The sequence below is a fragment of the Rhizobium sp. RHZ02 genome, from assembly GCF_014851575.1.
GTDB classification, from domain to species: domain Bacteria; phylum Pseudomonadota; class Alphaproteobacteria; order Rhizobiales; family Rhizobiaceae; genus Rhizobium; species Rhizobium altiplani.
In genome coordinates this window covers 1-290 of record NZ_JACUZX010000112.1, presented here as the reverse complement: position 1 = coordinate 290, position 290 = coordinate 1, and the positions used below count along the sequence as shown (strand labels likewise).

At 54.5% G+C, this 290-nt stretch carries 2 rRNA genes; both read right to left on the bottom strand.

Annotated features, from left to right (window positions below):
- Positions 1-96 (bottom strand): 5S ribosomal RNA (gene rrf, locus IB244_RS31750); the annotation flags it as partial.
- A gap of 109 nt (positions 97-205) precedes the next feature.
- Positions 206-290 (bottom strand): 23S ribosomal RNA (locus IB244_RS31745); the annotation flags it as partial.

Genomic DNA, 290 nt, shown 5'->3' with positions numbered 1-290 from the left:
TCCCGCGTCTTAAGACGAAGTACCATAGGCGCTGGGGCGTTTCACGGCCGTGTTCGGAATGGGAACGGGTGCAGCCGCCCCGCCATAACCACCAGGTCAGCGAAGCGCAACAAATGAGAAGCTGGTGCAGTTTTCACTGCGTTTGAACACGTCTTGCATCATCTCCCGACACGTCTGTGTCGCAGATGAGCATTGATCAATGAGAACGATCAAGCCAATCGAGCTATTAGTACCGGTAAGCTTCACACATTGCTGCGCTTCCACACCCGGCCTATCAACGTGGTCGTCTT